Consider the following 22,550-nt stretch of genomic DNA (forward strand, 5'->3'; position numbering starts at 1 on the left):
GCCCCGCCGGCCGGGTCAGCAGCTCGCGCGGGGCCGTCCGGTCAGCCACCGGCCCAGGGCCTCCCGCAGCCGCCCACGGGCCGGGCGGCCGGCCACGACGGCGCGGAACCTCCGGTAGTCCCGCAGCTCGCGGACGACCTGCCAGTCGTGGGTGCCGGGCGCGGGCGGGGCCGGCTCGCCGTGGCGCTGGGCCCGGTAGGTGTCGAACAGGTACTGCTGGGTGACGCTCATGACGGATCGCCTCTTCGGGACGGGTGAACGGTGGGATCCGGTGGGCCCGCGGTGCCCCGGTCATCTCAGACTGCGCCTGGTCACGGCGCATGTCGCCTCGATTGACGGCCCTCGTCAATCGACGGAGGCGTTGTCAGTGGCGGGGTGCACCATGAGGTCATGAGCGTGCAGATCGACATCACCAGGCTGCGGCGGGAGCGGGTCGCCGTCGTGCCGTCACCGCTGGCCGAGCTCGGGATGGCGTTGCACGCGCTGTCCGAGCCGGGACACCACCCGGGGCTCCAGGGCTGGGCGACCACGGTGACCGCCGGCCTCGACCCGCATCTCGCCGACCGGATGTGCGAGGCCGACTTCCTGTGGCGTACGACGTTCTCGGACCTGTTCCTGCCCTCCGCGGGCATCCCGGGCGGATCCACGCTCCCGGCGGCGACACTCGCCGAGGAGCTGGACCTGCTGGACAAGCTGACGGACGAGCAGTTCGTGGACGCTGCGCTGGAGTTCACCGGCGCGATCACGTACGACACGGAGGGTCCCGGCGCGCTCGCCCATCCGCAGGTGCGCGCGCGTGCCCTGGATCTGGCCGCCTCGCGCGGGCCGCAGCAGGTGCGGTTCACCCGGCGGCTGCTGGACGACCCGCCGTGTGTGCGGGCCTGGCTGAGGCAGTTCCTTGAGGACTGCGACGAGGCCTTCTTCGCGGAGGTCTGGAACCGGCTGCGCCACCAGCTCGCGGCGGACGTCCGGCACAAGACCGATCTGCTGCGCCGCAAGGGCCTGGCCGAGGCGCTGGCCTCGGTCTCCCCCGCGCTGTCCCTGGACGAGCCGGCCGGCCGGATCACCGTCGACAAGCTGGCCGACGGACGCACGGCCACGGCGGACGGCGGCCTCCTGCTCGTGCCCACCAGCCTCGGCTGGCCCCATCTGATGGTGCTGCACCGATTCCGCTGGCAGCCGGTGCTGCACTACCCCGTGGGCTCCCCCGAGCTCGCGGCCCCGCCCTCCGTCGAGCAGCTGACCCTGCGCATGACCGCGCTGTCCCACCCCGTCCGGATGCGGATCTGCCGCCATCTCGCCCGCAGCGCCTACACGACGGGCGAGCTCGCGCAGGTGCACGGCATGACGGCCCCGGAGATATCCCGGCACCTGGGCGTCCTGAAGAAGGCGGGCCTGATCACCACCCGCCGCCGCGGACGGTACGTGCTCCACCAGCTGGACGTCACGGTGGTGGCCCGGCTGGGCAGCGACTTCCTGGAGGGCATCCTGCGCTGAGGCGGGCCGGGGCTCGCCGAGGTCACCAAGGCGCTGCGCTGAGGCCTGCCCGCGCCCGCCAAGGCGCTGCGCTGATACCGGCACGGGCCCACCAACGCGTTGCGCTGACACCGGCACGGGCCGACAGGGGGAAGCCCCGCGGGCGTACCGGAGCCGGCGAGTGACCCCCGAGCCCGTCCGTCTCAGTCGAACCGGATGTGCCGCGCCCCCGTCCACGCCCGCCGCAGCCGCCCCCGCATCGCCCCGTCCCGGTTCGGGGCGAGCGTCAGTCCGGCCAGTACGGCGATCCGGTCGGCCGTCCTGGCGACGGTCGTGTGGTCGGTCCACAGATGTTCGGCGAACTCCGGCTCGCGCAGCCGCTCCAGACAGTGGTCGAGCTGCTGGACGGCCCAGCTCTCCCTGCGCAGCGGGGCGTCCTTGCCCGCCGCGAACCGCAGCGCGTGCCCGAGGCCGCGCTCGCGCAGCCGCCGCAGTACGGTCTCGCGCTCGGCCAGCAGCGCGAAGTGGCGTACGTCGTGGCCGAGTTCACGCAGCCGCCCGACGGTCTCCGCGAAGTAGCCGGGGTCCGTGACCGTCATGGGGGCGATGACCACGCCGTCGTGCCGGGTGAGGGCGAGGTCGAGCACCTCGACCACTCCCGCCCTCCAGGACGCCAAGTCCTGGAAGTCGCCGCGCAGTTCGGGCGGCAGCATCCGGCGCAGACCGAAGCCTGCGTGTTCCGGGTCGCAGACGACGGAGCCGGCCAGGCGGCGCCGGATCTCGTGTGCGGTCTGTGTCTTGCCGCCCCCGAAGGGGCCGTTGATCCACAGGAGCATGCGCAGACCCTAGTGGCCGGCCGTCAGCCGCCGGCCACGGCCCCGGGTCAGCCGTGCCCGCCCGCCCGCACCAGCCCCGTCTCGTACGCGAGGACGACGACCTGGACCCGGTCGCGCAGCCCCAGCTTGGTGAGGATGCGCCCCACATGTGTCTTGACGGTCGCCTCCGACAGGACCAGCCGGGCAGCGATCTCGCCGTTCGACAATCCCTGCGCGACCAGCACCATGACCTCCCGCTCGCGGTCGGTGAGCCGCTCCAGCCCCTTGTGCTGGGGCTCCTTGCCGGCGTTGGGCAGCATCGGCGCGAAGCGGTCGAGCAGGCGCCGGGTGGTGGACGGCGCGACCACGGCGTCACCGCTGTGCACGGAGCGGATGGCGGTCAGCAGTTCGCCGGGCGGCACGTCCTTGAGCATGAAGCCGGAGGCGCCCGCCTTCAGCCCGGAGAACGCGTACTCGTCCAGGTCGAAGGTGGTCAGGATCAGCACCTTCGGCGGTTCGGGCTCCGAGCAGATGCGGCGGGTCGTCTCGACGCCGTCCAGCTTCGGCATGCGGACGTCCATCAGCACCACGTCGACCGCCGTCGCGCGCAGCACCTGGAGGGCCTCGACACCGTCGCCCGCCTCCGCCACGACCTCCATGTCCGGCTGGGCGTCGAGCACCATCCGGAAGCCGGTGCGCAGCAGCACCTGGTCGTCGACGAGCATCACGCGGATCGCCATCGGGGTCCCTTTCACAGACGTACAGCGGGTATCAGCAGGTCACGGACGTACACGTACAGGGGTCACGGACGTACACGTACACGGGTCACGGACGTACACGTACACGGGTCACGGACGCACACCTGCATACGTACAAGTGTGCGTACAGGTGTCAGTGCGCGGGCTTCAGCGGGAGCAGTGCGCTGATGCGGAAGCCGCCGCCCGGGCGCGGTCCCGCGTCCAGGGTGCCGCCGACCATACCGACGCGCTCGCGCATACCGATCAGCCCGTGCCCCCGGCCGTCGGCGCCGCCCTCCTCGTACAGCTCGTGCGGGGCGCCCTTGCCGTCGTCCTCGACCAGCAGTCCGAGGCCGTCGTCGAAGTACACCAGGCGCACGCTCGCCCCGGCGTTCGCGCCCCCGTGCTTGCGGGTGTTGGTGAGGGCCTCCTGCACGATGCGGTACGCGGTGAGCTCGACGCCGCTGGGCAGCGGGCGCGGAGTGCCCTCGACCTTGAAATCGACGGGGAGGCCCGCGGTGCGCACCTGCTCGATGAGATCGTCGAGCTGCTCGACATCGGGCTGCGGCACGTACTCACCGCCTTCCTGGTGCTCGCCGGTGCGCAGCACGCCGAGCAGGCGGCGCATCTCGGCGAGGGCCTGGCGGCCGGTGCCCGAGATGGTCTCCAGGGCCTTCTTGGCCTGTTCGGGGGCGGTGTCGAGGACGTAGGCGGCGCCGTCGGCCTGGACGACCATCACCGACACGTTGTGCGCGACGACGTCGTGCAGTTCACGGGCGATCCGGGCGCGCTCGGCGGCGACCGCGACCTTGGACTGGGCCTCGCGCTCCTTCTCCAGACGGGCCGCGCGCTCCTCCAGCTGGGCCAGATAGGCGCGGCGGGTGCGGATCGAGTCCCCGAGCACCCAGGCGAGGGCGAAGGGCACCGTCTGGAAGACCGTTATCAGAACGACACCCGCGGTGCTGGTCTCCTGCTGGGGCCAGCGCAGCTGGGAGAGCATCGCCGCGCACAGGCCGCCGATCAGGGCGAAGCGCGACGCCCAGCGGGCGCCGTCCGCCGCGACGGTGTAGATGATCACCAGCATCGAGAAGTTCGCGGGCGACACCCCGACGTCGAGGGCCAGCTGCAGGACGCCGACGACGGCCGCGAGCACCAGCATCTTCTCGGGCATACGGCGGCGCAGGGCGACGACCAGGCACAGGAGAAGGGCGAGCGGGAACGCGAGGGCGAGCGGCCCCCGGTGGTCCGGCGCCCCGTTGAAACTGCTGAGACTCACGCTGGTCAGCCCGAGCAGGACGACGGCCCAGAAGCTGTCGACCCACGTCGGGTATCTGCGGAGAAAGTCATAGAGGCGCTGCACGTAACCCAGCGTAGGGAAGCGTGGTGTGTGCAGGGGTCAACCGGAGGTTCGATCCGGAACCCGCGCTCGTACTCCGCAAGGTGGAGGGCGCCCACTCCTCGGCCGCTCATCGGCCACTGCCGCCCGACTCGGAGCGGGGGCCGCGGAGGCCTAGCCTGGCCCGGTGACAGATGAGGCTGCGGACGGCTGGCGCGGGTGGCGGGAGGCGGCCGAGGAGGCGCTGTACGGACCTGCCGGGTTCTATCGGCGTCCCGAGGGACCCGCGGGGCATTTCCGCACGTCGGTGCATGCCTCCCCGCTCTTCGCGCAGGCCGTGGCCCGGCTTCTGTGCCGCGTCGACGAGGCGCTGGGGCACCCGGCGGAGCTGGACTTCGTCGACATGGCGGCGGGCCGGGGCGAGCTCGTCGGGGGCGTCCTCGCGGCCCTGCCCGGGGAAATCGCCTCCCGCACCCGTGGGTACGCCGTCGAGCGGGCCGGCCGCCCCGCGGATCTTGATCACCGGATCGAGTGGCTGCCCGCGCCCCCGAAGGGGATCACCGGGCTGCTGTTCGCCAACGAGTGGCTCGACAACGTCCCCCTGGAGGTGGCCGAGACGGACGCGGAAGGCGTGCCGCGGCTGATCCTCGTGCGGCCGGACGGGACCGAGCGGCTCGGACCGCCCGCCGAGGGGGCGGACGCGGAGTGGCTCGCGCGGTGGTGGCCGCCCGGCGCCGAGGGCTCACGGGCCGAAATCGGCCTCCCCAGGGACACCGCCTGGGCCGGTGCCGTCGCGTGCCTCGACCGCGGTCTCGCCGTCGCGGCGGACTACGCGCACGTCACCGGCGCCCGCCCGCCCTTCGGGACGCTCACCGGCTTCCGGGAGGGCAGGGAGACGGTGCCCGTGCCCGACGGGTCGTGCGACATCACGGCGCACGTGGCGCTCGACGCGTGCGCGCTGCCCGGGGGGCGCGTGCTGACCCAGCGGGAAGCGCTGCGCGCGCTGGGCGTGCACGGCGCGCGCCCGCCCCTGTCGCTGGCCACGAGCGACCCCGCCGCGTATGTGCGCGCCCTCGCGGGCGCCGGCGCGGCGGCCGAGCTCACCGCGCCCGGCGGACTGGGCGACTTCGGCTGGCTGCTCCAGCCAGTTGGGATTCCGAACGCACCCCTCGGCCGACTGCTCCAGCCCGTCGGGAATCCGAACGCACCCCTCGGCCGACTACTTGTCGATGTCCCCGACCACGAAGAACAGTGACCCCAGGATCGCCACCATGTCCGCGACCAGCGTGCCGGGCAGCAGCACGGCGAGCGCCTGGATGTTGTTGTAGGAGGCCGAGCGCAGCTTCAGCCGGTACGGGGTCTTCTCGCCCTTGCTGACGAGGTAGTAGCCGTTGATCCCGAGGGGGTTCTCGGTCCAGGCGTACGTGTGTCCCTCGGGCGCCTTGAGGACCTTGGGGAGGCGCTGGTTGATGGGCCCCGGGGCCAGCTCCGCGAGCCGGTCGAGGCAGGCGTCCGCCAGCGCCAGGGCGACGTGCGTCTGCTCAAGGAGGCACTCGAAACGGGCGAGGCAGTCCCCTTCCTGGCGCGTGACCACCTTCAGCGTGTCCTGGAGCTCCGGGTACGCGAGATACGGCTCGTCCCGGCGCAGATCGAAGTCCACCCCGGAGGCGCGCGCGATCGGACCGCTCACTCCGTAGGCGTGCACCGCCTCGGGGGAGAGCACGCCCACCTGTCGCGTACGGCCCCGGAAGATCTCGTTGCCGAGCACCAGGTCGTCGTACACGCTCATCCGGGAGCGCACCGAGGCGACGGCCGCACGCGCGCGTACCGCCCAGCCGGCCGGGAGGTCCTCCTTGAGGCCGCCGACGCGGTTGAACATGTAGTGCATCCGGCCGCCGGAGATCTCCTCCATGACGTTCTGGAGCTCTTCGCGCTCCCGGAAGGCATAGAAAACCGGGGTGATACCGCCCAGTTCGAGGGGGTACGACCCCAGGAACATCAGGTGGTTGAGGACCCGGTTCAGCTCGGCGAGCAGGGTGCGCATCCACACCGCGCGCTCCGGGACCTCCATGCCGAGCATCCGCTCCACGGCGAGGACCACGCCCAGCTCGTTCGAGAACGCGGAGAGCCAGTCGTGGCGGTTGGCGAGCATGACGATCTGGCGGTAGTCGCGCGCCTCGAAGAGTTTCTCCGCGCCGCGGTGCATATAGCCGATCACCGGCTCCGCGTGCTGGATCCGCTCGCCGTCGAGCACGAGCCGCAGCCGCAGCACGCCATGGGTGGACGGGTGCTGGGGCCCGATGTTGAGCACCATGTCGGTGCTCTCCGCGGCGCCGCCGATGCCGACCATGGTCTCCGTCGTAGGAGTCATGGGGACAGTCTCTCGTACGTACGCTTGCGGCATGGAGACGGGGACCTCACATGAGACGCGGGACGAGCCGGTCTGGACCGGCCTGCCGCCGGGCCTGCTGCGGATGCGACGGCTGTTGCTGGTGGTGTGGCTGGGGCTGCTGGCCCTCGGCGTGGGGCTGCTTCTCGGCCTGCTCGCCGAGCCGGTCTGGGCCCTCTTCGCACTGCTGCCGCTCGCCCTGATGCCGTGGGGCTGGCGGATGCTCGGCCGCAACTGGCGGTCCTGGCGGTACGCCGAGCGGGCGGACGACCTGCTGATCAGCCGGGGTGTTCTGTGGCGCGAGGAGACCGTCGTGCCGTACGGGCGCATGCAGCTGGTCGAGGTGACCTCCGGGCCCGTGGAACGGCACTTCGGACTGGCGAGCGTGCAGCTGCACACGGCGGCGGCCGCGACGGACGCGTGCATCCCCGGCCTCGATCCGGCCGAGGCGGAACGGCTGCGCGACCGGCTCACGGAACTCGGCGAGGCCCGATCGGCGGGGCTGTGACGACGCCTCGGCCGTCGGGGGGTACGCCGCCGTCGCCGGAAGGTACGGCCGCTTCGCCCGGGGACACGCCGCCGTCGCCGGAACGTACGGGCACATCCCCCGGGGACCCGTCGCCGTGGCCGTCGTCGTCGTCGCCGCCGTCGCCGTCGCCGTCGCCGTCGCCGTCGCCGGAAGATACGGCCTCTTCGCCCAGGGGCGCGGCCTTGTCGCCGGAACGTACGCCCTCATCCCCCAGGGACACGGCGTCTTCGCCGGAGGGCGAGAAGGTGTTGGTCGCGGGCGCCGGTCAGGAGGTGCTGGAGGCCGAGCCGCTGGTCGAGTCGCGGCTGCATCCGGTGACGCCGCTGCGGCGCGCCTGGGCCCCCGTCGCCGTGCTCACCGGATGGGCGGTGCACGACCCCAACCAGGCCCAGGAACAGCTGGCCAGGCTCACCACGACCACCCTTCTCCTCGGGCTGGCCGTGTTCGTCACGGGCGGCGCCCTTTACGGCTTCCTGACCTGGTGGTTCACCCACTTCGCGGTGACCGACACCGAACTGCGCATCCGTACCGGCCTGTTGTTCCGCCGCACCGCGCACATCCGGCTCGACCGGCTGCAGGCCGTCGACGTCACCCAGCCGCTGGTGGCCCGGGTCGCGGGCGTCGCCAAGCTGAAACTCGACGTCATCGGCACCGACAAGAAGGACGAACTCGCCTACCTCGGCGAGGAGGAAGCCCGCCACCTGCGCGCCGAACTCCTCGCCCGCGCCGCCGGTTTCGCTCCCGAGACGGCACGTGAGGTCGGCGAGGCGCCGGTGCGCAGGCTGCTGCACGTGCCGGCCGGTGTCCTGGCCGTCTCCCTGGTGCTCACCGGCGCGACCTGGGGATCGCTGGCCGCCGCACTCGTCGTACCGCCGCTGCTCTGGCTGGCCACCCACAGCGTGTGGACGGTGCTCGCGACGGCCGTGCCCCTGCTCGGCGCGGCGGGCGCGAGCAGCGTGGGGCGCTTCGTGGGCGAGTACGACTGGACGGTGGGCGAGTCCCCGGATGGCCTGCGGATCGACCACGGCCTGCTCGACCGGACGCACGAGACGGTGCCGCCCGGGCGGGTGCAGACGGTACGGATCGTCGAACCGCTGCTGTGGCGGCGGCGCGGGTGGGTGCGCGTGGAGCTGGACGTGGCGGGCTCGTCCAACTCCGTGCTCGTACCCGTCGCTCCGCGCGAGGTCGCCGAAGCGGTGATCGCGGGCGTACTGCCGGGGGTTGCGGTGCCGCGCGCGCTGTCACGGCCACCGCGGCGGGCCGGCTGGTGCGTGCCCTTCTGGTGGCGGGGCTACGGCATCGCCGTCACCGACACGGTCTTCGCGGCGCGCCATGGGCTGCTCCGCCGCAGCCTCTCACTGGTCCCGCACGCGAAGGTGCAGAGCGTACGGCTGGAACAGGGGCCCTGGGCCCGCTTCAAGGGCCTCGCGGACGTCCATGTCGACACCGGCGCCAACAAGACGGTGACGGCGCGGCTGCGGGATGCCGGGGACGCGGCGGAACTTCTCCAGTCCCAGGCGGACCGCTCCCGCACCGGTCGCCGGGAGGCGCGGCCGGACCGGTGGATGGCGTGAAGGTGACGGTGCGGGTGCGGGCGCGGGCGCAGGCGGGCGGGCGCCGCGGGAGGGGTTGGTACCCCGTGCGGCTCCGTACGACGTGAAGTTACGTGCGCAAGAACCCCGTACGGCACACAGCTCCGGCCCGAAGCTGCGGCCCGAAGCTCCGGCACAGAGTTCCGGCACAGAGTTCCGTACAACACGAAGGAGGGCAGTGGCGGTGAACGCCTGCCCTCCTTCAAGGCCGCCGACTCAGGAAACCGCGCTGCGCAGTTCCGCCACGTCGATGTGCTCCGTCTCGTCGTGCGCGGTCAGGTCGATGACCTGGCCGACTCCGCGCGAGACCTCGTCCGCCGGCTTGAATTCCGACTCGGCCTCGGCCTTGTGCAGCGCGAGCGCCTCCTGGCCGACCACGTCCGCGAGGTCCTCGTTCTGCATGGCCTCCAACGCGGCCGGGGAGGTCCCTTTCTGCGTCCCGAAGAAGTCGAACCCGCCCTCGACCATCGGCCGCCGCCGGGGCGTCGCCGGTACGACGGCCACCGCGGTCGGCACGGTGAAGTGTCCGGAGGGCCGCACCGACTTCACCGGCTTGATGGGCTTCGCGGGGTGCTCCGCCTGCGCGGGAGCGGCGGTGGCGCTGGAACCCTCGGGCGCGGAAACCTCGGGCGCGAGGGCGTCCGGCGTGAGTGTGGGTGTGGGTACGTCGAGTGCGGCACCGGAGGGGTCCGGGAGCGGCGCGTCCGGTACCGGCGCGTTCGATGCCGGCTTGGCCGGCGTGGGAACGGCCGACGTGGGGACAGCATGCGTGGGAACAGCCGCCGTGGTGGACGGTCCGCGCCCGGTGTCACCGGCGGCGTGACAAGCGCGTGGGGGGCGCGGAGCTCCGGCACGCGCCGGAGTAAGGGGCGTGGACGCGGAGCGCGCGGGCGCCGGTTGCGCCGGCGCGGAAGACTCGGGCGCCGGTCGCGCGGGCGCGGTTCGCGTGGCGGTCGCCGCTTCGAGCGCGGGCGCGGCGGCCACGCGCTCGTGCTCGTGCTCGTCGACCGCCCCGGACTTCCCCTGCGCCTCGTCCTCCCGCGCACGTTCTTGGCCGGAACCGGCCTCCGCGGAGCCTGAGCCTGCGGGCACGGGTCCCGGCGTCGCAGAACCTTCCGCGACGGTGACCTCGGCGCCGGAACCACCCTGCGCCGGTACGGATTTCGCGGACCGTCCCTTGGCCGAGCCCTTCGAGCCCCTGGCCGGCCGCTTCGCCGAGCCGTCGGCCGAACCGCCGACGGAACCGCCGACCACGGACTCGTCCACGGCGACCTCGGCATCGGAGTCGACCTCGACGTCGGCCTCGGCATCCGCAACGCCACCCGCGTCGGCATCGGCATCGGCATCGGCATCGGCGCCAACCTCAACGGCCCCATCCGGCACCGCCCCGGTGACCCCGGACTCAGCCGCCCCGGACTCAGCCGCCCCGTGCTCAACCGCCCCGTGCTCAACCGCCCCGTGCTCACCCGTCGCCGACTCCGTCGTCGCGGACTCGGCCGCCACGGACCGGCCCCTCACGATGTGGTCCAGCGCCGAGTTGGCACGCAGGAAGAGCGAAGACCCCGCAGGGGAGAAGACATCGGGAGACTCCGGCGCCGATTCGGCACCCGCCGGGCCGGACTCACCGTCCCCCACGGCGGATTCGGCCACCGCACCAGCCTCCGACTCCGGACCGGCCTCCGACTCCGGACCGGCCTCCGACTCCTCGGCCGTCTCGGCGACCTCGGCGACCTCGGAAGCCGACGACACCGGAGATTCGGCCACGCTCTCGGCCCCGGAACCGGCCCCGGCCCCGGCCCCGGCCACATCGGACGACGTGTCCGGATCCGTCGGGGTCGGCGGCAGCTCCCTGGCCGGAGCCGCCTCTATCGCGAGCAGCCGACGGCCCTCCAGGGCGCTGGCCCGCTCGGTCTCCGCGGTCGCGTACCGCCGCAGCAGCGCCGCGTGTTCGTTGCGCAGGCCGGCCAGTTCCGCCCGCTTGGCACGCAGCCGCTGCTCAAGCTTGGTGCGCAGCTCGCGCGACTCCTCGAGGTCGGTCTCCAGCTCGGCGACCCGCTCCTCGTAGCGCCACTCGTCGCTCGCCCGCGCGCGCGTGAGGTCCGCGACGCGCTTGCCCGCCGCCAGGTCCCAGCGGCGCATGACGACGGAGCCCACGATCGTCGTCAGTGCCGCGGCCGCGGCCAGCACACGGAGCACCAGCTGCTCCGTGAACAGCCAGGGCCCCGCGGCGCAGACGAGCGAGACGCCCGCGATCGCCGAAGGAGGCAGCAGCCTGTGCAGAGGCGGGGAATGGCGATGACGTCCACGTGGCATGGCCAGAAACTTACCGCGCGTAGGCGAATCTTGGTGCCCCGCGCGGTAAAAACACAGCCACCCCGCAGCCTTCACACGCCCCAGGCACGAAGCCGGGCGCCTACTTCTTGATCAAACCCTTCGATTCCAGATACGCCTTGGCCACATCGGCCTCCTTCTGGCGCTCCTCGTCGACCTTGCGGTTGAGTTCCACAAGGTCGTCGGTGGTGAGGGTGTCGGTCAGCTTGCCGAGGGCATCGGCTATCTGCTGATCGCCGGCGTCCTTCGCGTTCACCACCGGAAGCACGTTGTCCGCGTTCTGGAGCTTCTTGTCGTCGTCCAGGAGGACCAGGTCGAAGTTCTTGAGCGTCGCGTCCGTGGTGGTCGTCAGCACCAGCTGGTCCGTGCCGTTCTTGACCGCCTGCTTGGCCTGGGTCGTGCCGACACCCTTGGGGTCGATGCCCGCGACGTCGATGCCGTACGTCTTCTTCAGACCCGGCGCGCAGAAGGGCCGCGTCTCGCATTCGTCACCGGCCGCGATCTTGACCTTCAGGCCCGACTTCCCCAAGTCCGAAAGGGTCTTGAGGTTGTGCTTCTTCGCGAATTCGGAGCTCACCGCGAACGCGTTCTGGTCGACCGCGTCGCCGGCCGGCAGCACCTTGAGACCCTTCGGCTCGGCGAGCTTCTCCAGCGCGGCGACCGTGGCGTCGACATCGCTGGAGGCGACCGCCTTCGCCTTGGCGCCGTTCTCCTTCACATTGAGGAATTCCGCGAGGGTCGCCGCGTATTCCGGGACGACGTCGATGGCCCCCTTCTCCAGCTGGGGTTCATAGATCTCGCGGTTCTCGACGGTCTGGATCGACGTGCTGTATCCGGCATTGCTCAACACCTGCTTGTAGAGCTCGCCCAGGACCTTCGCCTCGGTGAACCCGGCGGCGCCCACGACGATCTTGCCCTTGCCCCCGCCCGACGCCTTGTCCGAGCCGCCGCCCTCCAGGCTGTCCCCGCCGCAGGCGGCCAGGCCCACGGTCAGCGCGCTGACGGCCACCGTCGCGAGCGCAATCCGACGCGTTCTGCTGTTCATCGCTACCCCTATCAAGAATTCGTACGTCATCGCGCCGCGCCTGAGCGCCCACGCATCGGGTCGAAGACCCGTCCCGCCACCACCAGCAAGCCCTCCACCAGCAGTGCGAGTACTGCAACCAACAGGGCGCCCGCGACCACCTGAGGGGTGTTCTGCAGGCTGAACCCGGCCGTGATGATCCGGCCGAGCCCTCCTTCGCCCGCCGCCGCGGCGAGCGTCGCCGTGGCGATGATCTGCACCGTGGCGGAGCGGACGCCGGTCATGATCAGCGGGTACGCGAGCGGCAGTTCGACCTGGCGGAACACCTGCCCGCCGCTCATGCCCATCCCCCGCGCCGCCTCCACGACGGACCGGTCCACCTCGCTCATCCCGATGTAGGCGTTCGTCAGCAGCGGCGGGACCGCGAAGAGCACCAGCGCGATGAGCGTCGGCAGGTCCCCGTGCCGGCCGAGCGGAGTCAGCGTGAGCAGCACCAGCACGGCCAGCGTGGGCACCGCCCGCCCCACGTTCGAGAGGTTGACGGCGAGCGCGCCCCCCTTGCCGATGTGCCCGAGCCACAGGGCGAGCGGCAGGGCGATCAGACAGGAGACGGCAAGGGCCACCCCGCTGAAGTACAGATGCTCGGAGAGGCGGTGCCAGATCCCCTTCTCCCCCTGCCAGTTGCCGCCGCTGGCTAGCCAGTCGTACGCACCCGATATCGCGTTCATGCCGCTTCAGCCACCTTCGGGGAAGCCGGGCGCCGCCGCCGTATCCGGGAAACCCTGGTCGCTCGGGTCCACGGCGTGAGCAGGCGCTGGAGCCCGAGCAGCAGCAGGTCGGCGACGAGGGCGAGCAGCACGCAGATGATGGACGCGGTGAGCACCTGCGCCTTGAAGTCGCTGCGCAGCCCGCTGATGATCAGCGTGCCGAGGCCGCCGTAGTCGACGATGTATCCGACGGTCGTCAGGGCGACGGTCGAGACCGTGGCGATGCGCACCCCGGCGAGCACCGAGGGGAGCGCCAGGGGCAGTTCGATCTCCCACAGCAGCCGCGCGGAGCCGTATCCCAGCCCGCGGGCGGCCTCGCGGGCCTCCTCCGGGACGGCTTGCAGGCCGGCCAGGATGTTCCGCACGAGGATCGTCAGGGAGTACAGGACGAGGCCTGTGACCACCAGGGAGGCCGAGAGGCCGAACACGGGCAGCAGCAGCGAGAACATCGCGAGGGACGGGATCGAGTAGAGGATGGTGGTCAGGCCGAGGATCGGGCCCGCGAAGGCGCCGTATCGCCGCGCGAGCAGTGCGAGCGGGAAGGCCACGAGCACGCCGATCAGCACCGAGGCCGCCGTGAGCCACACGTGCTGCACCGTCGCGTCGATCAGCTCCTGGCTGCGGGAACGGACGTACTCCCCGCAGATCCAGTCGTTGGCCACCAGGCAGTTCTGCTCGCTCACCCCGCCCCACCTCCCCCGAGATCCCCGAACGTATGTCAGTGGACCGCACAGACGCACATGGTTTTGACTTGCTGGCGACCCTAACGCCCGCCACTGACAATGGCCGATAGTCGCCGTACGACCGAAACATTGCCTTCACACAACACACCGCTGCTTACGGCCACAATGGGGAGCCATGATCCGGTTCGAGAACGTCACCAAGCGCTACGCGGACGGCACCACCGCCGTGGACGACCTGTCCTTCGAGGTCGCCGACGGTGAGCTGGTCACGCTGGTCGGCCCCTCGGGCTGTGGCAAGACGACCACGATGAAGATGGTGAACCGGCTCATCGAACCGTCGAGCGGCCGGATATTCGTGGACGGAGACGACATATCGGCCATCGACCCGGTGGAGTTGCGCCGTCGTATCGGCTACGTCATCCAGCAGGTCGGCCTCTTCCCGCACAAGACGGTCCTCGACAACACCGCGACCGTCCCGCACCTCCTCGGCGTCAAGCGCGCGAAGGCCCGCGAGCGCGCCGCCGAACTCCTCGACCTGGTCGGCCTCGACCCCTCGGTCTACGGCGACCGCTACCCCGAGCAGCTCTCCGGCGGTCAGCGCCAGCGCGTCGGCGTGGCCCGCGCCCTGGCCGCCGACCCGCCCGTGCTCCTCATGGACGAGCCGTTCGGCGCGGTCGACCCGGTGGTGCGCGAGCACCTGCAGAACGAGTTCCTCAGGCTTCAGCAGTCGATGCGCAAGACCGTGCTGTTCGTCACGCACGACATCGAGGAGGCCGTCCGCCTCGGGGACCGCATCGCCGTCTACGGCGCCGGCCGCATCGAGCAGTTCGACACCCCGTCGGCCGTCCTCGGCACTCCCGCGACCGGCTACGTGGCCGACTTCGTCGGCGCGGACCGTGGCCTGAAACGGCTGTCCGTGACACCGATCGAGGAGAGCGACCTCGAACAGCCTCCCGTGGTGCGCCTCGAGGACCCGCTGCCCACGAAGCTCGACGCGCCCTGGGCGGTCGTCCTGGACGCCAACGACGATCTGCACGGCTGGATCTCCGCGGACCACGCGCGCGTGCGCACCGGTACGGTCCGCGAGCACGTCCGCCGCATGGAGGCGTGGCTGCCGGTGGGCGCGTCCCTGAAGCAGGCGTTCGCGACGATGCTCCAGCACGACGCGGGCTGGATCGCCGTCATCGACGAGAACAGCGAAGGCCGCTTCCTGGGCGTCCTCACGCCGGCCCGGCTGCACGAGGCGCTGCGCCGCTCGACGGCCGCGGACGCCCAGGACATCGCCCGCGCGGACGTCGAACTGGAGACCGTGGACAAGGTGGCCGGCGGCCGCTGACGAGCCCTCCGGGCCCCCGGGCCACCCGCGTTCAGCGGTCGCTCAGCCGTCCGCTGATCCACTGCAGCGTCGCCGGGATCTCGCGCCGCCAGGTGTTGAAGTTGTGCCCGCCGCTGTCCAGGATGATCGACGAGATCCGGGTCGGCTTCTTCGACTTCACCAGCTCTATGAACTTCAGGGTGTCGTGGTAGTTGGCCTCGCCCGCCTTGCTGCTGGTGACGAGCAGTGAGGTGTCGGGCGCGGGCCGGTTCTTGAGGTACCACCACAGGTCGGCGCTGTTCTGCAGTGCCTTGTCCCCGCGGAAGAGATCGCCCGTCGTGGGGTCGATCGGCGCCTTGTAGTACGGCGAGAGACCCGCTCCCGCGGCGTACGTCTCCGGGTGGTGGACGGCGAGCTTCAGCGCGCAGTAACCGCCCGTCGAGTCCCCGATGATCCCCCAGCTCCCCGGTTTTCTGCCCACCCTGTAGTGGGCCGATACGGCGTCGGGGAGGTCCTTGGCGAAGAACGACTCGGCCTGCGGGCCGCCCGGGACGTTCACGCACTCGGTGTCCCGCGGCGGCGCCACGGTCGGCCGCAGCATGACCAGGATCATCGGCTGCATCTTGCCGTTCTTGGCCATCTCGTGCGCCGTCTGCGGATAGTGCAGGCCCTTGATGAGCGCCTCCGCGGTGCCCGGATAGCCGGTGAGAACCGCGGCGGCCGGGAACGTACGGGTGCGGTACTGCGGCTGGAAGTACTCCGGGGGCAGATACACGTACGCGGGCGTGGCGATGTGTGTCGTACGGCCGACGATGTCGACCTTCTGGACCTGGCCGCCGATCTGCGGGCGGGCGCCCCCCGACACGTTCACCTGCTGGGTGTCGACCACCTGGAGCGGACCGCCGCCCGCGCCACCGGTGTTGTGGTCGACGACCACGCCCTGACCGCTCTCCTGGCCGAACAGATCCGCCCAGCTGGCGTAGAACCCGAAGGCCTGGTTGGCGGAGAGCCCGATCGAGGCGAAGACCGCCACCTGGGTGGCCAGCAGCACTCCGACCCGGCCGCCGACCGCCCGCCAGGTGCGCCCTGCCAGCCGGGGCCACCACCACACCGTGCCGACGAACAGCAGCACGGCGGACAACACCGCCAGCACCAGCACCTTGTTGCTCGTGAGACCCATGGGCTCTTCCTGCCTGCGCTTTCCGACCTGGGCTTGCGCCGCTCCTTCGCGAATGCTTGCCCCGGACTTTCCTTGCCTTTTGAAACGGCTTTCCCGAAGGGAGTGAACCTGTCTCCCCGAGACACCGTCCTAGAGGGCGCAATGTCGCCGGATGCCGGATTGGCACCGGATTCAAGGTCTCTCGCAGAACTACGGGATGCGATGTCTGTCAGGATAGATGGGGAAATGTCGGGCGAGGTTCCGAGTCGATCAACCCGGCCACGGCGCATACTCCGTGGCCCGCGCCCCGAGGCCGTCCCCGCCCTGGTCGCCAGGGCCTGCACGCTCGTAGGTCTCCTGGACATCGCCGCGGGCGTCTTCCCGCGTTTCCGGCACAGCCGTATGCACACCCTCGCCGAGGTACTGCCCGGCGCGCTCGGCCCGTTCGCCGCCGCGCTGTCACTCAGCACCGGTGTGCTGCTGCTCCTCCTCGCGCACGGATTGCGCCGTCACAAGCGCCGGGCGTGGCGCGCGGCCGTCGTCCTCCTGCCGGCCGGCGCCGTGGCCCAGTTCGCGTACCGCCATTCGCTCATCGGCGTGGTCATCTCGCTGGCTCTGCTCGCGCCCCTGCTGCGGCACCGGCACGAGTTCGAGGCGCTGCCCGACCCGCGCAGCCGCTGGCGCGCGCTGACCAACTTCGTCCTCATGGGGGCGGGTTCCCTGATCCTCGGGCTGGTCATCGTCAGCGTCCACTCGGACCGGATGCTCGGCGACCCGAGCCTGTCCGACCGCATCGAGCACGTCCTGTACGGCCTGTGCGGCTTCGAGGGCCCCGTCGACTACGCCGGACCCACCTCCTGGACGGTCGCCTGCTCGCTCGGCGCGCTCGGCCTGCTGACCGCCGTCACCACGATCTACCTGGCGTTCCGGCCCGAACATCCGGCCGCGCGCCTCACCCAGGACGACGAGGCCCGGCTGCGCGCCCTGCTGGACAAGCACGGCGGCCGCGACTCGCTCGGCCACTTCGCGCTCCGCCGCGACAAGGCCGTCGTCTTCTCCCCCAGCGGCAAGGCGGCCGTCACCTACCGCGTCGTCTCCGGTGTGATGCTCGCCAGCGGCGACCCCATCGGCGATGTCGAGGCCTGGCCCGGAGCCATCGAGCGCTTCATGGACGAGGCCAAGGCGCACTCCTGGACGCCCGCCGTCATGGGCTGCTCCGAGACGGGCGGCGAGGTGTGGACCCGTGAGACCGGCCTCGACGCCCTCGAACTGGGCGACGAGGCGGTGGTGGACGTCGCGGATTTCTCCCTGGCCGGGCGCGCGATGCGGAACGTGCGCCAGATGGTGAAACGCATCGAGAGGGCTGGTTACGAGACCCGGGTACGGCGCATCCGTGACCTGGGCGAGGGCGAGCTCGACCGGATACGGCGGGCAGCGGAGGACTGGCGGGGCACGGACACCGAACGCGGCTTCTCCATGGCGCTCGGCCGCATCGGCGACCCCTCGGACGGCGACTGCCTGATCGCCACCGCCCACAAGGCGGACGCCGAGCCCGGCCCGTACGGCGATTTGAAGGCCGTCCTCCACTTCGTCCCGTGGGGTACCGACGGGGTCTCCCTCGACCTCATGCGGCGCGACCGTGCGGCGGATCCCGGGATGAACGAACTCCTCATCGTGGCCGCCCTCCAGGCGGCGCCCCGGCTGGGCGTGGCCCAGGTGTCCCTCAACTTCGCGATGTTCCGCTCGGCCCTGGCCCGCGGCGAGAAGATCGGTGCGGGCCCGGTGCTGCGTGCCTGGCGCGGGCTGCTGGTCTTCCTCTCCCGCTGGTTCCAGATCGAGTCCCTGTACAAGTTCAACGCGAAGTTCCGCCCCCGGTGGGAGCCCCGTTTCGTCGTCTACCGCTCCTCCCGCGACCTGCCGCGCATCGGTCTGGCCGCCATGCAGGCCGAGGGGTTCGTGAACCTCGCCCTGCCCCGGCTGCTGCGCCGCCGGCCCCCGGCACCCCGCCCGTGCACGCACGCGACGGCGGAACGGGGCGTCAGAGCGGCCTAGCCCCCGTGAACAGGCCTGAGCGAGAACTCCCCGCCCCAGCCCCGGGGGTCTCGCTCAGGCCGCACGGGGAAGGACCCCGTGGGCGTCACTCAGGCCGCGCGGGGAAGGAGCCCGCCGGGCATCGCTCAGGCCGCACACGGAAGGAGCCCGCCGGGCGCCGCTCGAACCGCGCGCGGAAAGGGCTGCCGGCGCCCCGGGGCGCACACCCGTACGGTCTGGGCGACCGGCCGCACCCACCAGAGGCCTAGGCTGGGCGTATGAGCACGAAGAGCGGGCGCGGCCAAGTGGCGGGGCTGCCGACATGGGACCGCTGCGCGGTCATGGGAGTCGTCAATGTGACGCCCGATTCCTTCTCGGACGGCGGCCACTGGTTCGACACGACGGCCGCCGTCAAGCACGGCCTCGACCTGGTCACCGAAGGCGCGGACCTCGTCGACGTCGGCGGTGAGTCGACCCGCCCCGGCGCGACCCGCGTCGACGAGGCGGAGGAGCTGCGGCGCGTCATCCCCGTGGTCCGCGGACTCGCCTCCGAAGGCGTCACCGTCTCCGTGGACACCATGCGGGCCTCCGTCGCCGAGCGGGCACTCGCCGCCGGAGCCGCCCTGGTGAACGACGTCAGCGGCGGCCTCGCCGACCCCGCGATGATCCCGGTCGTGGCGGCCGCCGGCGCCCCCTTCGTGGTCATGCACTGGCGCGGCTTCCTGTCGGGCGGCAACGTCCGGGGGACGTACGAGGACGTCGTCTCCGAAGTCGTCGACGAACTGCACGCACGCGTGGAGGCCGTTCTGGCGGGCGGCATCGCCCCCGACCGGATCGTCGTCGACCCCGGTCTCGGCTTCTCCAAGGAGGCCGGCCACGACCTGACCCTGCTGGCCCACCTCGACCGCCTGCGCGCGCTGGGCCACCCGCTGCTCGTCGCAGCCTCCCGCAAGCGTTTTCTCGGCCGGGTGCTGGCGGGCCCCGAGGGCGCCCCGCCGCCCGCCCGTGAGCGCGACGCCGCCACCGCCGCCGTCTCCGCGCTCGCCGCCCAGCAGGGCGCGTGGGCCGTCCGCGTCCACGAAGTGCGGGCCACGGCCGACGCGGTCCGGGTGGCCCGCGCGGTCGAAGGAGCCCGGGCCGAGGGCACCGGAGCCCCGGCAACGGACGCACGGGCGCGCGCGGCGGCGACCGGAGCCGCCGACGCGGGCACCGGCCTCAGCGCCCAGCCCGCCGGCCCGCACGAGCGGGGCGGAGAAGGAGACCGGTGAGCGCTCCCCATACCGACGTCGAGCAGGTGGAACTCGCCAACACCGCTTTCTACGAAGCGCTGGAGCGGGGCGACTTCGACGCCCTGTCGTCGCTCTGGCTCACGCCGGCCGACCTCGGCCACGACGAGGACGTCCACGACCCGGCGGACGCCGCCGTGATCTCCTGCGTCCACCCCGGCTGGCCCGTACTCTTCGGCCGCGGCGAGGTCCTCAGGTCGTACGCGCTGATCATGGCGAACACCGAGTACATCCAGTTCTTCCTCACCGACGTGCACGTCTCCGTCACCGGCGACACGGCCCTGGTGACCTGTACCGAGAACATCCTCAGCGGCGGCCCCCCGCCGGACGACAGCGACGAACTCGGTCCGCTCGTCGGCCAGCTGGTCGTCGCCACGAATGTGTTCCATCGCACACCCGACGGCTGGAAGCTCTGGTCGCACCACGCCTCACCCGTCCTCGCCGAGTCCGGTGACGACGACGGGGACGACACACCCGGTTGAGTGGGCCGGCGCCGGGGAGTGGTTGGAATCACGGACCCCTGGGTAGGGGCGGCTACCAACCCGTGAGCCCTCGTGTTCCCCAAGGGAAACGCCCGATGAAGCCTGCCGCCCTCGTGCGGGCGGCTGCCCCCGCGGCCCGGCACTGTCAGTGCTCGCAGGTAGATTCGTTCGAGGCTGGTGCGCCGACCGCACTCGGTGACCACCCGCCGCTACCGACGATTGCAGGAGTGATTCGCGTGGATCGTGTCGCGCTGCGCGGCCTCAAGGCCCGTGGGAACCACGGCGTCTTCCCCAGGGAGCGCGAAGAGGGCCAGACCTTCATCGTGGACCTGACGCTGGGCCTGGACACCCGACCGGCCGCGGCCGACGACGACCTGACGAAGACCGTGCACTACGGCATCGTGGCCGAGGAGGTCGTGGCCGTGGTCCAGGGCGAGCCCGTCGATCTCATCGAGACGCTCGCCGAGCGCATCGCCCAGGCATGCCTGAAGCACGAAGGCGTCCAGGAGGTCGAGGTCTGCGTCCACAAACCGGACGCGCCGATCACGGTCCCCTTCGACGACGTGACCGTCACCATCACCCGGAGCCGAGTATGACCGCCTTCTTCACCGGGGGTCAGAGCGACCCGACCGTACAGCCGGTGCCCTCGTCCGTGGTCGAGCGGGTGGACGCCGCCGACACGACCCTGCACAACCCCAAGCGAGCGGTGATCTCCCTCGGCTCGAACCTGGGCAATCGCCTGGAGACCCTCCAGGGCGCCATCGACGCCCTGGAGGACACCCCGGGCGTCCGCGTCAAAGCGGTCTCCCCCGTCTACGAGACCGAGCCCTGGGGAGTGGAACCGAACAGCCAGCCGACCTACTACAACGCGGTCGTCGTCCTCAAGACCACCCTGCCTCCCTCCTCGCTCCTGGAGCGCGCGCACGCGGTCGAGGAGGCCTTCAACCGCGTACGCGACGAGCGCTGGGGCCCGCGCACGATCGATGTGGACATCGTGACGTACGCCGATGTCGTCTCGGACGACCCGGTGCTGACGCTCCCTCACCCGCGCGCCCACGAGCGGGCCTTCGTCCTCGCCCCCTGGCACGACGTGGACCCCGAGGCGCAGCTGCCCGGCCGCGGCCCGGTGGCCCAGCTTCTCGGCTCCGTCACCCAGGACGGTGTCGCGCCCCGCGCCGATCTGGAACTCCGGCTGCCCGAGTAGTCGTTAAGGTCAAGACGACCAGAGGCCGGCTTACCGAAGGGGCAATGTGAAAGAGCTGCGCATCAGGATGCTGGCCGCCGTGTTCGTCGTGGCCGGCGTCCTGTCCTGGGCGGGCGCCCGCCTGTGGAACGCGGTGGGCACACTCCCCCGGGTCCCCCTGGCCGCCCCCATCGTCCTGGCCCTGATCGCCGTAGTCCTGCTGGCCACGGCGCTCTCGCTGCGTGCTCGCCTCAAGGCCCAGCGCGAGCGCCGCCCAGGCGCCAAGGGCGTCGACCCGCTGATGGCGGCCCGCGCCGTCGTCTTCGGCCAGGCGAGCGCCCTGGTCGCCGCCCTGGTCGCCGGTATGTACGGCGGCACGGGCGCCTTCCTGCTCGAATCGCTGGAGATCCCGTCCCGCCGCGACCAGGCGATCTACGCCGGTTTCTCGGTCGTGGCCGGCATCGCTGTCATAGCGGCCGCCTTCTTCCTGGAGCGCGTCTGCAAGCTCCCGGAGGACGACGACGAGAACAGCGGCACGGCCTCGGCCGTATAGGGACAGGGGTTACCAGGCCTGCCGGGCGAGGTGACCGTTCACCAGGAAGCCCGGGGTGGGGGTCGAGGCGGTAGCTGCCGAGGGTGAGCGGCTTGCCCTTGACGGTGCGCTGCCGCACGTGCTGGGCCACCGGTAATCCGGTCAGCGCGCCATTATCAGGCTCATTGCCTCAGCGCGGGTCGTGGCGTCCCGAAGCTGCCCGCGCACCGCCGATGTCGTGGTCTTCGCACCAGGCTTGCGGATGCCTCGCACCGACATGCACATGTGCTCGGCCTCAATGACGACAATGGCGCCACGCGCCTCAAGAATCCGCATCAGCGAGTCGGCGACCTGCGTGGTCAGCCGTTCCTGCACCTGGGGCCGCCGGGCGAAGACCTCGACAAGACGAGCCAGCTTCGAAAGCCCCGTGATCTTGCCGCTCTCGGCCGGGATGTACCCGACATGCGCCACGCCATGGAACGGCAGAAGATGATGTTCGCACAAAGACACAATTTCGATGTCCTTCACCAGGACCATCTCGTCGTGCCCCAGGTCGAACGTCGTCGTCAGGACGTCCTCAGGCTGTTGCCGCAGGCCCGCGAACAGCTCCTTGTACGCCCGCGCCACCCGCCCCGGCGTCTCCCGCAGGCCCTCGCGCTCCGGGTCCTCGCCGACTGCGATGAGCAGCTCGCGAATGGCGTCCTCGGCTCGCTTCTCGTCGAACTCGCCGATCGTGCCCTCGCTGTCCAGCGTCACGCGGTCGGTCATCTGATCCTCGTTCCTGTGCCTCTCGCGCCTAGGGGTCAGCGCGTCGAACATGCGGACATACAAAAACGCCGCGCCCCCCAGGCTAGAACCTGAGGGGCGCGGCATCCATTCCGGG

21 protein-coding genes and 1 pseudogene are annotated in these 22,550 nt (G+C 71.5%); 11 read left to right on the forward strand and 11 right to left on the reverse strand.

Features of this window, described 5'->3' with window-relative positions:
• Positions 1-15: 15 nt before the first annotated feature.
• Positions 16-231 carry a hypothetical protein gene (locus ACFVYF_RS32665; RefSeq protein WP_389461243.1) on the reverse strand — a complete coding sequence of 72 codons (216 nt, stop codon included), beginning with the start codon at positions 229-231 and terminating at the stop codon, positions 16-18.
• A 159-nt stretch (positions 232-390) separates the two neighbouring features.
• On the opposite strand from ACFVYF_RS32665, the gene ACFVYF_RS32670 reads away from it, so the two are divergent.
• Positions 391-1,497, forward strand: coding sequence for a DUF5937 family protein (locus ACFVYF_RS32670; protein WP_389461245.1), 1,107 nt, complete (start codon positions 391-393; stop codon positions 1,495-1,497).
• 182 nt (positions 1,498-1,679) lie between these two features.
• Here the strand turns inward: ACFVYF_RS32670 and ACFVYF_RS32675 are convergent, their stop codons facing one another.
• The 3 genes from ACFVYF_RS32675 to ACFVYF_RS32685 form a co-directional block, all read right to left on the reverse strand.
• The gene (locus tag ACFVYF_RS32675; RefSeq protein ID WP_389461247.1) at positions 1,680-2,312 is read right to left on the reverse strand and encodes an AAA family ATPase; all 633 of its coding nucleotides are present in this window, start codon (positions 2,310-2,312) and stop codon (positions 1,680-1,682) included.
• Positions 2,313-2,359: 47 nt separating this feature from the next.
• Positions 2,360-3,031 (reverse strand): response regulator, encoded by a 672-nt coding sequence (locus ACFVYF_RS32680; protein WP_389461249.1) that lies wholly within the window; start codon positions 3,029-3,031, stop codon positions 2,360-2,362.
• Between the two features lie 151 nt (positions 3,032-3,182).
• Positions 3,183-4,388 carry a sensor histidine kinase gene (locus tag ACFVYF_RS32685; protein ID WP_389461251.1) on the reverse strand — a complete coding sequence of 402 codons (1,206 nt, stop codon included), beginning with the start codon at positions 4,386-4,388 and terminating at the stop codon, positions 3,183-3,185.
• Between the two features lie 163 nt (positions 4,389-4,551).
• Here ACFVYF_RS32685 and ACFVYF_RS32690 point away from each other — a divergent pair, with 163 nt between their 5' ends.
• Positions 4,552-5,619 carry an SAM-dependent methyltransferase gene (locus tag ACFVYF_RS32690; protein ID WP_389461253.1) on the forward strand — a complete coding sequence of 356 codons (1,068 nt, stop codon included), beginning with the start codon at positions 4,552-4,554 and terminating at the stop codon, positions 5,617-5,619.
• On the opposite strand, the gene ACFVYF_RS32695 is transcribed toward ACFVYF_RS32690, so the two are convergent.
• Positions 5,584-6,735 carry an NADH-quinone oxidoreductase subunit D gene (locus ACFVYF_RS32695; protein WP_389461255.1) on the reverse strand — a complete coding sequence of 384 codons (1,152 nt, stop codon included), beginning with the start codon at positions 6,733-6,735 and terminating at the stop codon, positions 5,584-5,586. The genes ACFVYF_RS32690 and ACFVYF_RS32695 overlap by 36 nt on opposite strands.
• Before the next feature lie 31 nt (positions 6,736-6,766).
• Between ACFVYF_RS32695 and ACFVYF_RS32700 the strand changes: the two genes are divergently transcribed.
• Positions 6,767-7,261, forward strand: a complete 495-nt coding sequence (locus tag ACFVYF_RS32700) for a PH domain-containing protein (RefSeq protein ID WP_389461257.1) — start codon at positions 6,767-6,769, stop codon at positions 7,259-7,261.
• Between the two features lie 266 nt (positions 7,262-7,527).
• On the forward strand, positions 7,528-8,856 hold the full coding sequence (locus ACFVYF_RS32705; RefSeq protein WP_389461260.1) for a PH domain-containing protein: 1,329 nt from the start codon (positions 7,528-7,530) through the stop codon (positions 8,854-8,856).
• A 1,857-nt stretch (positions 8,857-10,713) separates the two neighbouring features.
• On the opposite strand, the pseudogene ACFVYF_RS32710 reads toward ACFVYF_RS32705, so the two are convergent.
• From ACFVYF_RS32710 to ACFVYF_RS32725, 4 genes and pseudogenes are all read right to left on the reverse strand, one after another.
• A pseudogene (locus ACFVYF_RS32710) lies at positions 10,714-11,187 on the reverse strand (hypothetical protein); the annotation flags it as partial.
• A 100-nt stretch (positions 11,188-11,287) separates the two neighbouring features.
• A complete protein-coding gene (locus tag ACFVYF_RS32715; RefSeq protein WP_389461262.1) occupies positions 11,288-12,250 on the reverse strand; it encodes an ABC transporter substrate-binding protein in 963 nt (320 codons plus the stop codon).
• A 26-nt stretch (positions 12,251-12,276) separates the two neighbouring features.
• Entirely contained in the window at positions 12,277-12,957 is a 681-nt protein-coding gene (locus ACFVYF_RS32720; protein ID WP_389461264.1) for an ABC transporter permease, read from the reverse strand.
• Positions 12,954-13,679 (reverse strand): ABC transporter permease, encoded by a 726-nt coding sequence (locus ACFVYF_RS32725; protein ID WP_389461266.1) that lies wholly within the window; start codon positions 13,677-13,679, stop codon positions 12,954-12,956. Before ACFVYF_RS32725 ends, ACFVYF_RS32720 begins: the two co-directional genes overlap by 4 nt.
• A 175-nt stretch (positions 13,680-13,854) precedes the next feature.
• Between ACFVYF_RS32725 and ACFVYF_RS32730 the strand changes: the two genes are divergently transcribed.
• Positions 13,855-15,015, forward strand: a complete 1,161-nt coding sequence (locus tag ACFVYF_RS32730) for an ABC transporter ATP-binding protein (protein WP_389461268.1) — start codon at positions 13,855-13,857, stop codon at positions 15,013-15,015.
• 31 nt (positions 15,016-15,046) lie between these two features.
• On the opposite strand, the gene ACFVYF_RS32735 is transcribed toward ACFVYF_RS32730, so the two are convergent.
• Positions 15,047-16,174: an alpha/beta hydrolase gene (locus tag ACFVYF_RS32735; RefSeq protein ID WP_389461270.1), complete on the reverse strand. Its 1,128-nt coding sequence runs from the start codon at positions 16,172-16,174 to the stop codon at positions 15,047-15,049.
• Positions 16,175-16,399: 225 nt separating this feature from the next.
• On the opposite strand from ACFVYF_RS32735, the gene ACFVYF_RS32740 reads away from it, so the two are divergent.
• From ACFVYF_RS32740 to ACFVYF_RS32765, 6 genes are all read left to right on the forward strand, one after another.
• Positions 16,400-18,205 carry a phosphatidylglycerol lysyltransferase domain-containing protein gene (locus tag ACFVYF_RS32740; protein ID WP_389461273.1) on the forward strand — a complete coding sequence of 602 codons (1,806 nt, stop codon included), beginning with the start codon at positions 16,400-16,402 and terminating at the stop codon, positions 18,203-18,205.
• A 257-nt stretch (positions 18,206-18,462) separates the two neighbouring features.
• Complete coding sequence (folP, locus tag ACFVYF_RS32745; RefSeq protein ID WP_389461276.1) at positions 18,463-19,452, forward strand: dihydropteroate synthase; 990 nt, start codon at positions 18,463-18,465, stop codon at positions 19,450-19,452.
• Positions 19,449-19,952 (forward strand): nuclear transport factor 2 family protein, encoded by a 504-nt coding sequence (locus ACFVYF_RS32750; protein WP_389461278.1) that lies wholly within the window; start codon positions 19,449-19,451, stop codon positions 19,950-19,952. The genes folP and ACFVYF_RS32750 overlap by 4 nt, the downstream gene beginning before the upstream one ends.
• A 236-nt stretch (positions 19,953-20,188) precedes the next feature.
• On the forward strand, positions 20,189-20,548 hold the full coding sequence (gene folB / locus ACFVYF_RS32755; protein ID WP_389461280.1) for a dihydroneopterin aldolase: 360 nt from the start codon (positions 20,189-20,191) through the stop codon (positions 20,546-20,548).
• Positions 20,545-21,156 (forward strand): 2-amino-4-hydroxy-6-hydroxymethyldihydropteridine diphosphokinase, encoded by a 612-nt coding sequence (gene folK, locus ACFVYF_RS32760; RefSeq protein ID WP_389461281.1) that lies wholly within the window; start codon positions 20,545-20,547, stop codon positions 21,154-21,156. The genes folB and folK overlap by 4 nt, the downstream gene beginning before the upstream one ends.
• A 46-nt stretch (positions 21,157-21,202) precedes the next feature.
• On the forward strand, positions 21,203-21,688 hold the full coding sequence (locus tag ACFVYF_RS32765; RefSeq protein ID WP_389461283.1) for a DUF3180 domain-containing protein: 486 nt from the start codon (positions 21,203-21,205) through the stop codon (positions 21,686-21,688).
• A gap of 141 nt (positions 21,689-21,829) precedes the next feature.
• Here the strand turns inward: ACFVYF_RS32765 and folE are convergent, their stop codons facing one another.
• Positions 21,830-22,435 (reverse strand): GTP cyclohydrolase I FolE, encoded by a 606-nt coding sequence (folE, locus tag ACFVYF_RS32770; protein ID WP_389461413.1) that lies wholly within the window; start codon positions 22,433-22,435, stop codon positions 21,830-21,832.
• Positions 22,436-22,550: the final 115 nt, after the last annotated feature.

The sequence above is a fragment of the Streptomyces sp. NPDC058274 genome (assembly GCF_042881375.1).
Lineage (GTDB): Bacteria > Actinomycetota > Actinomycetes > Streptomycetales > Streptomycetaceae > Streptomyces.

Bases quoted from the DNA above. Each gene is read 5' to 3' on its own strand.
- ACFVYF_RS32680 (WP_389461249.1), bottom strand. From the start codon at position 3,031: ATGGCGATCCGCGTGATGCTCGTCGACGACCAGGTGCTGCTGCGCACC.
- ACFVYF_RS32675 (WP_389461247.1), bottom strand. From the start codon at position 2,312: ATGCTCCTGTGGATCAACGGCCCCTTCGGGGGCGGCAAGACACAGACC.
- ACFVYF_RS32730 (WP_389461268.1), top strand. From the start codon at position 13,855: ATGATCCGGTTCGAGAACGTCACCAAGCGCTACGCGGACGGCACCACC.
- ACFVYF_RS32740 (WP_389461273.1), top strand. From the start codon at position 16,400: ATGTCGGGCGAGGTTCCGAGTCGATCAACCCGGCCACGGCGCATACTC.
- ACFVYF_RS32695 (WP_389461255.1), bottom strand. From the start codon at position 6,735: ATGACTCCTACGACGGAGACCATGGTCGGCATCGGCGGCGCCGCGGAG.
- ACFVYF_RS32700 (WP_389461257.1), top strand. From the start codon at position 6,767: ATGGAGACGGGGACCTCACATGAGACGCGGGACGAGCCGGTCTGGACC.
- ACFVYF_RS32720 (WP_389461264.1), bottom strand. From the start codon at position 12,957: ATGAACGCGATATCGGGTGCGTACGACTGGCTAGCCAGCGGCGGCAAC.
- ACFVYF_RS32715 (WP_389461262.1), bottom strand. From the start codon at position 12,250: ATGAACAGCAGAACGCGTCGGATTGCGCTCGCGACGGTGGCCGTCAGC.
- ACFVYF_RS32735 (WP_389461270.1), bottom strand. From the start codon at position 16,174: ATGGGTCTCACGAGCAACAAGGTGCTGGTGCTGGCGGTGTTGTCCGCC.
- ACFVYF_RS32670 (WP_389461245.1), top strand. From the start codon at position 391: ATGAGCGTGCAGATCGACATCACCAGGCTGCGGCGGGAGCGGGTCGCC.
- folE (WP_389461413.1), bottom strand. From the start codon at position 22,435: ATGACCGACCGCGTGACGCTGGACAGCGAGGGCACGATCGGCGAGTTC.
- folK (WP_389461281.1), top strand. From the start codon at position 20,545: ATGACCGCCTTCTTCACCGGGGGTCAGAGCGACCCGACCGTACAGCCG.
- ACFVYF_RS32665 (WP_389461243.1), bottom strand. From the start codon at position 231: ATGAGCGTCACCCAGCAGTACCTGTTCGACACCTACCGGGCCCAGCGC.
- folP (WP_389461276.1), top strand. From the start codon at position 18,463: ATGAGCACGAAGAGCGGGCGCGGCCAAGTGGCGGGGCTGCCGACATGG.